Origin of the sequence: Pseudomonas sp. 313 (genome assembly GCF_000316965.1) — a bacterium.
Taxonomy (GTDB): Bacteria; Pseudomonadota; Gammaproteobacteria; order Pseudomonadales; family Pseudomonadaceae; genus Chryseomonas; species Chryseomonas benzopyrenica.
The window spans coordinates 1-264 of sequence record NZ_ANBZ01000093.1; the positions used below are offsets into that span (position 1 = coordinate 1).

Sequence of the window (264 nt, forward strand, 5' to 3'; positions counted from 1 at the left end):
GTGCTGGTAGCCGTTGAGCTGGTACTGGAGAGCGGCAGCCTGAGCGCCGAACACATCCTCAATGTCGTGGCACGGCTGACAGCATCCGAACCACCACCCAGCGTCGAAACCCACTTGTCGCTCAAGGAAGCCCCCGTCGCTAACACGGCGCGCTACGACCGCCTGCGTGGCCAGGCCGAGGAGGTCGGTCATGCGTGATTTGATGGCGGAACTCAAGGAGCTGCGCCTGCACGGCATGGCCACGGCCTGGGCGGAGTTAACTGC

General features: G+C 64.4%; 1 pseudogene. It reads left to right on the top strand.

Going from position 1 to position 264, the window contains the following annotated elements:
- A pseudogene (locus C722_RS25300) lies at positions 1 to 198 on the top strand (IS21 family transposase); the annotation flags it as partial.
- Positions 199 to 264 lie beyond the last annotated feature (66 nt).